The 5,858-nt window shown below is 66.6% G+C and carries 8 protein-coding genes and 1 pseudogene; 1 reads left to right on the plus strand and 8 read right to left on the minus strand.

What is annotated here, in order from left to right:
* From EOA32_RS32120 to cbiE, 4 genes are all read right to left on the minus strand, one after another.
* The coding region (locus tag EOA32_RS32120; RefSeq protein ID WP_245499455.1) for an SAM-dependent methyltransferase at positions 1-237 on the minus strand (237 nt) is incomplete at its 3' end.
* Positions 234-998: a precorrin-4 C(11)-methyltransferase gene (cobM, locus tag EOA32_RS32125; RefSeq protein WP_128373871.1), complete on the minus strand. Its 765-nt coding sequence runs from the start codon at positions 996-998 to the stop codon at positions 234-236. The genes EOA32_RS32120 and cobM, both read right to left, overlap by 4 nt.
* Positions 995-1,381, minus strand: a complete 387-nt coding sequence (locus EOA32_RS32130; protein WP_128373872.1) for a cobalamin biosynthesis protein — start codon at positions 1,379-1,381, stop codon at positions 995-997. Before EOA32_RS32130 ends, cobM begins: the two co-directional genes overlap by 4 nt.
* Positions 1,378-2,619: a precorrin-6y C5,15-methyltransferase (decarboxylating) subunit CbiE gene (gene cbiE, locus EOA32_RS32135; protein ID WP_128373873.1), complete on the minus strand. Its 1,242-nt coding sequence runs from the start codon at positions 2,617-2,619 to the stop codon at positions 1,378-1,380. The genes EOA32_RS32130 and cbiE overlap by 4 nt, the downstream gene beginning before the upstream one ends.
* Before the next feature lies 1 nt (position 2,620).
* Between cbiE and EOA32_RS32140 the strand changes: the two genes are divergently transcribed.
* On the plus strand, positions 2,621-3,388 hold the full coding sequence (locus tag EOA32_RS32140; RefSeq protein ID WP_128373874.1) for a cobalt-precorrin-6A reductase: 768 nt from the start codon (positions 2,621-2,623) through the stop codon (positions 3,386-3,388).
* Here EOA32_RS32140 and EOA32_RS32145 read toward each other — a convergent pair.
* From EOA32_RS32145 to EOA32_RS32160, 4 genes and pseudogenes are all read right to left on the minus strand, one after another.
* A complete protein-coding gene (locus EOA32_RS32145; RefSeq protein ID WP_128373875.1) occupies positions 3,352-4,116 on the minus strand; it encodes a precorrin-3B C(17)-methyltransferase in 765 nt (254 codons plus the stop codon). The genes EOA32_RS32140 and EOA32_RS32145 overlap by 37 nt on opposite strands.
* The gene (locus EOA32_RS32150; RefSeq protein ID WP_128373876.1) at positions 4,113-4,871 is read right to left on the minus strand and encodes a precorrin-2 C(20)-methyltransferase; all 759 of its coding nucleotides are present in this window, start codon (positions 4,869-4,871) and stop codon (positions 4,113-4,115) included. The genes EOA32_RS32145 and EOA32_RS32150 overlap by 4 nt, the downstream gene beginning before the upstream one ends.
* On the minus strand, positions 4,868-5,500 hold the full coding sequence (locus EOA32_RS32155; protein ID WP_095779767.1) for a precorrin-8X methylmutase: 633 nt from the start codon (positions 5,498-5,500) through the stop codon (positions 4,868-4,870). Before EOA32_RS32155 ends, EOA32_RS32150 begins: the two co-directional genes overlap by 4 nt.
* Positions 5,501-5,503: 3 nt before the next feature.
* Positions 5,504-5,858, minus strand: a pseudogene (locus EOA32_RS32160) (precorrin-3B synthase); the annotation flags it as partial.

Consider the following 5,858-nt stretch of genomic DNA (forward strand, 5'->3'; position numbering starts at 1 on the left):
GAAGAGCTCCGCGCCTGCAGCAACCGCGACGACATCGGGCAAGACCAGCGCGTCATAAACCAGCGCATCGCACTGCCCGAGTGCCGCCAGCACTTCTAGCGTCAGGCAGCCGGGATCACCTGGGCCGGCGCCGGCCAGCCAGACATGGCCGGGCTCCAGCGCGCGCGGCTTGAAGTTCAGCCGCGCCAGCGCCTGCTCCACCGTTGCCCGTCCGTTTCTGTTGGTGCTGGCGTTCACAATCCGTCCCGTCCACGAAAACGCCGCTGGTAGTGGGCGTCGTAAAGTGAGCTCTCGCCGAAATCCTGCGCGGCCAATGCGCTGCCGACGAAGATGATCGCCGTGCGCTCCATCGGATTTTGCGCAAGCTGTGCCTCGATCGTGCCCAGCGTGCCGGTCAGAATGCGCTCGTCCGGCCAGGAAGCGCGGAAGACGGCCGCCACTGGGCATTCTGCGCCGTAGAGCGGCGTGAGTTCGGCAACGATGCGGTCGATGGCATGGATGGCGAGATGGATGGCTAGAGTTGCGCCGGTGCGGCCGAAGCCGGCAAGCGTCTCGCCGGGCGGCATTTTCGAGGCGCGGCCAGACACGCGGGTCAGCACGAGGCTCTGCGCGAGCTCGGGAATGGTAAGCTCGCGCCGAAGCGCCGCCGCTGCCGCCGCGAAGGAAGGCACGCCCGGCGTCATCGTGTAGGGGATATCGCGCTTCTCGAGCCGCCGGATCTGCTCGGCCACTGCGCTCCACACCGAAAGGTCGCCGGAATGCAGGCGCGCGATGTCCTGGCCGGCTTTGTGGGCGGCAAGATATTCGGCCTCGATCTCGTCGAGCGACATCGGCGCGGTGTCGATCAGTTTTGTGCCGGGCGCGCAGTGTTCGAGCAGTTCCGGCGAAACGATCGAGCCGGCATAGAGGCAGACCGGGCAGGACGCCAGCAGGCGGCTGCCGCGCAAAGTGATGAGGTCGGCAGCACCAGGGCCGGCGCCGATGAAATGGACGGTCATTTTGGGCCTCCACCAAGGGCGATGGCGCAGGTAACAGGACCAAGTACCGTGCGCGGCCCAAGCAGTTTCGCCTCTTTGCCGGCCGCGGCCAGGGCCGACGCTTCCGAAACCGACGGCGTGCCGGCATGAGCCTGCGACCATTCGGATTGGCTGATCGTGCCGGACGAGACGGCTTGCAAGGCGTCGTCGGAGACGATGAGGACTGGCAGGTCGAGGTCGCGACCGGCAAGAAAGATCGCTTGCTCGTCGCGTTTCATTTCGCCCGTTGCCAGCGCTGAAAGCGCGGTTACTGCCAACCCATGCGCTTCGAGCGCGGTCTCGATCGCGGCCCGCACGTCGCGCGCCGTCACACCCTTCCGGCAGCCGATACCCGCGACCATCATGGCTTTACCCAGCTCCATTGCATGACCGGCATGGCCGGACGCCAGGCCTGCATGGATCCTACCGGCGCCGCACGCGAGAGGGCGATGCGCAGAAGGTCGCCGCCGCGCCTGGTATGCTGGTCAAGCAGCAGCGCCTCCATTTCCAGCGTCACAGCATTGGCGACCAACCGGCCGCCGGCGCGCAGCGACTTGATCGCTGTCTGCAGCACGCCGGCATCGCTGCCGCCGCCTCCGATGAAGATGGCGTCTGGTGTCTCCAGTGTTGCCAGCGCTTTCGGCGCCGAAGCTTCGATGACGACGAGACCGGGCACGCCGCAATGCGCGGCGTTGCGATTGATGCGGGCGGCGCGCTCGCTGTCGGCTTCGATGGCAATCGCCCGCATGGAAGGGTGGGCCAGCATCCATTCGATGCCGATCGAGCCGGAGCCGGCACCGATATCCCACAGCAATTCGCCGCGCCGCGGCGCCAGCGCCGACAGCGTCATGGCGCGGATCTCGCGCTTGGTGATCTGGCCGTCATGCTCGAACAGATGATCGGCAAGGCCGACGGTCAAAGGCAGGATGCGCGCATCCGGCGTCGATTCTATGTCGAGCGCCAGCACGTTGAGCGGATTGATGTTCTTGAGATCGAAGGCGTCGGCGCGGACAGCGTGGCGGGTTTCGTCCTGGCCGCCAAGCGCTTCGAGAACCGTCAAGCGCGACGGACCGAAGCCGAGTTCGTCGAGCAGCGCGGCGATGGCGGCCGGCGCGTCGCTGTCGGATGTGAGCGCAAGGATACGTGCGCCGGGATGGAGCAGGGGGCGGATGAGGTCGATCGAGTGGCCATGCAACGAGATGGTTTCGACATCCTGCAGCGCCCAGCCGAGGCGGGAAGCGGCTAGCGACAGCGATGACGGCGCCGGCAGGACGAGCATCTCATCCGGTTTCACTTTGCGCGCCAGCGTGACGCCGACGCCGTGGAAGAACGGGTCGCCGGAAGCCAGCACGCAGACGCTTCTGCCTTCGAGCGCCAGCACGTCATGCATCTCGGCATCGAACGGCGTCGGCCACGGTCGCTCCTTGCCCTTGGCCAAGTCTGAGACGAGCGCGAGGTGCCGCTTGCCGCCAAAGATGACTTCGGCCTCGGCGATCCTGCGCTTGGCCTCGTCGCCCAGACCCGCTACACCGTCCTCGCCGATGCCGACGATGGTCAGCCATCTTGCGACCGGCTTGGCAGCGCGCGAACCCTCAGCAGGCATGATGACCTACTGTATTCTGATCCTCGGCGGAACCACGGAGGCCCGGCAGCTGGCGGGTAAGCTGGCTCGCCGGGAGGATTTCTCGATCATGCTGTCGCTCGCCGGCCGCACCGAAAGCCCTATGGTGCAAGGCGTGCCCGTGCGTACCGGCGGCTTTGGCGGCGTGCAGGGATTGGCCGCCTATCTCCATCAGGAACAGGTCGATCTGGTGATCGACGCCACGCATCCTTATGCGGCCCGTATCTCGGCCAATGCCGCTGAGGCGGCCAGGCAAACCAGCGTGCCGATCGTTGCGCTGCGGCGTGCCGGCTGGGAGCCTGTCGCGGGTGATCGCTGGACGCTGGTGGAGAGCGTCGCTGAAGCGGCCAAGGCGCTTGGCACGGCACCGCGACGAGTCTTGCTGGCGATCGGCCGGCAGGAAGCCGGCGCGTTCGAGACCGCTCCGCAGCATCGCTATCTCATTCGCAGCGTCGACCCGATCGAGCCGAAGCTGGCTGTGCCTGACGTAGTTTACCTTCTGGCGCGCGGGCCGTTTCCCGAAGCGGACGAGCGCGCGCTGCTTGAAAAATACGCCATCGATACCGTCGTTTCGAAGAACAGCGGCGGCGAGGCGACCTACGGCAAGATCGCCGCGGCGCGCGCGCTCGGCATCGAAGTGATCATGGTGCGCAGGCCGCCGCTGCCGGACGTTGCGTCGGCCGAGACCGTCGATCAACTGGCTGCGATGGTCGATCATTTTCTCGACCCAGTTGCCGAACGCGGCGTGTAGACCAGCGTGGGCTTGTCGCCGCGCTTGATGATGCGGGTCTCGGGCGAGCCGATGATGACGCAGGTCGACATGTCGGCCTTTGCGGCATCGGCGTCGGCGAGCAGAAACACCTCGATGCGCTCTTCGGGCCGGCCGGCGGCGCGGCCGAAGATCACCGGGGTGGTGCCCGGCAGAATGGCCTTCAGGCATTCGAAGGCGCGGCCGAGCTGCCAGGGGCGCGCCTTGCTGATCGGATTGTAGAGCGCAATGACGAAGCCGGCGCCGGCCGCCGCCAGCAGACGCAGCTCGATCAGCTCCCAGGGTTTTAGATTGTCGGAGAGCGAGATGGCGCAGAAATCATGGCCAAGCGGCGCGCCGATGCGGGCGGCGACCGCGAGCATGGCGGTGACGCCGGGGACGACCGCGAGCTCGATTGACCTCCATTCTGGCGGACCGGCTTCGATCGCCTCGCAGACGGCGGCCGCCATGGCGAATACGCCGGGATCGCCGCCGGACACGACAGCGACGCTGTGACCTTCGGCTGCCTTGGCCAGCGCCTCGTTCGAGCGGGCTAGCTCTTCGCGATTGTCGGAGGCGATGCGGGTCTGATCCTGTCGCAGTTCGAGCCGGTCGAGATAGGGCTTGTAGCCATAGAAGAAGGAAGCTTCTGTCACGGCGCGGATCGCCTCCGGCGTGACCTGATCGGCATTGCCGGGACCGAGGCCGATCACGGTGAGGCAGCCGCTCATGGCTTTGCTCCGGGAACTCCGGGACGCGCCGACCAGCCGGCGACCAGCACGATGGCGAAATAGGGCGCCTTGTCGTCTTGCTTTTCCGCGAGCCGCATCGACACGCTGCCCGGCATGGTGCCGCGCTCGACATAGACGGCCTTCGCCAGCTTGCCGGTCGCTTCCAGCGCGCATCGGATCTTCGGCAGGTTGCGGCCGACCTTCATGATGACGGCGGCGTCGGTATCGGCCAGCCGCCGCGTCAGCTCGAACTCGCTCATCGTGCCGGGAAGCACGGTCAGCACATCGTCGCCCTGGACGATCGGCAGGCCGGTCGCCGACCAACAGCCGGACATGGCGGTGATACCGGGAATGACTTCGGTCGGGAATCGGTGCGAGAGGCGCACATGGAGATGCATGTAGGAGCCGTAGAAAAGCGGATCGCCCTCCGACAGCACGGCCACCATCTTGCCGGCGCCGAGATGCCCGGCGACCTGTTCGGCGGACTGCTCGTAGAAATCGGTGATCTGCGAGCGATAGTCGTCGTGATCCTTGTCGATCTCGGTCGTCACCGGATAGAGCAGAGGCAGCTCGACCATATCCGGGCGAAAGCGCGCCTCGACAATGGCGCGCGCGTTGCTGTTGTTGCCGCGCTTGGCGAAATAGGCGACAACGTCAGCCTCGGCCAGCACGCGCGCCGCCTTCAGCGTCAATAGCTCCGGATCGCCGGGACCGGTGCCGACGCCGACGAGCCGGCCTTTGGGAAAAGCGTTCACAGGCCTGGCCTCGCCAATGCGTTGAGTGCAGCGGCCGTCATCGCGCTGCCGCCCAGCCTGCCGCGTACGATGGCGTAAGGCACACCGTAGGAATTCTCGGCCAGAGCATCCTTGGATTCGGCAGCACCGACGAAACCAACCGGCATGCCGATGATGGCGGCCGGCTTCGGCGCGCCGTCGCGCAATTTTTCGAGCAGATAGAACAGCGCGGTCGGTGCGTTGCCGATGGCGACCACCGAACCTGCCATGCGCTCGCTCCAAAGGTCGATAGCGGCGGCCGAGCGCGTGTTGCCGATTTCCTTGGCGATATCGACGGTGCGCGGGTCGCGCAGCGTGCAGATCACCTCGTTTCCGGCCGGCAGGCGGGCACGGGTGATGCCGTGGGCGACCATCTCGGCATCGCAGAAGATCGGCGCCCCGGCGGCAAGGGCGGCACGGGCCGCTTCAACGAAACCGCTGGAGAACACGAACTGGCTGGCTGCCTCGACCTGGCCGCAGGCGTGGATCATGCGGATCGCGACATCGGCCTCTGTCTCGGAAAAGCGCGACAAGTCCGCCTCGGCGCGGATGATGGCGAAAGAGCGCTCGTAGATCGCCATCCCGTCATGGATATAGTCGTAGGCGGCCATTCTTCAGTTCCGTCGATAGAGTTCGGCGATCTCAGTCGCGCCGAGCCTTGTGAGGCAAGCGGCGGCAGTCTCGCCGGGATGCCGTGCGTTTCGGATCGCCGCCGCAATGCCGGCGACCCCGCGCGCGGCGTCATAGCCCGGCCTGTATCCGGCAGGAAGGGCCTTTGCCGTCCCGTCCACGACAAGTCCGGCTCCGTTTTCGTCGCCGACCAGGGTGAGGCCCGCTGGGCCGGGATGGGCGCAGCCCTTGGCGCAGCCGGAAATGTGGAGGGTGAGGGAGGCATCGAAGAGATCGGGGCTTTCCGTTGCGATTTCTTCGGCGATGGCGCGGGTGGCGATGCGGCCGGAGGCGCAGGCG

The sequence above is a fragment of the Mesorhizobium sp. M1A.F.Ca.ET.072.01.1.1 genome (assembly GCF_004023325.1).
Classification (GTDB): domain Bacteria; phylum Pseudomonadota; class Alphaproteobacteria; order Rhizobiales; family Rhizobiaceae; genus Mesorhizobium.

Bases quoted from the DNA above. Each gene is read 5' to 3' on its own strand.
- EOA32_RS32130 (WP_128373872.1), bottom strand. From the start codon at position 1,381: ATGATGGTCGCGGGTATCGGCTGCCGGAAGGGTGTGACGGCGCGCGAC.
- EOA32_RS32140 (WP_128373874.1), top strand. From the start codon at position 2,621: ATGACCTACTGTATTCTGATCCTCGGCGGAACCACGGAGGCCCGGCAG.
- EOA32_RS32155 (WP_095779767.1), bottom strand. From the start codon at position 5,500: ATGGCCGCCTACGACTATATCCATGACGGGATGGCGATCTACGAGCGC.
- cobM (WP_128373871.1), bottom strand. From the start codon at position 998: ATGACCGTCCATTTCATCGGCGCCGGCCCTGGTGCTGCCGACCTCATC.
- cbiE (WP_128373873.1), bottom strand. From the start codon at position 2,619: ATGCCTGCTGAGGGTTCGCGCGCTGCCAAGCCGGTCGCAAGATGGCTG.
- EOA32_RS32145 (WP_128373875.1), bottom strand. From the start codon at position 4,116: ATGAGCGGCTGCCTCACCGTGATCGGCCTCGGTCCCGGCAATGCCGAT.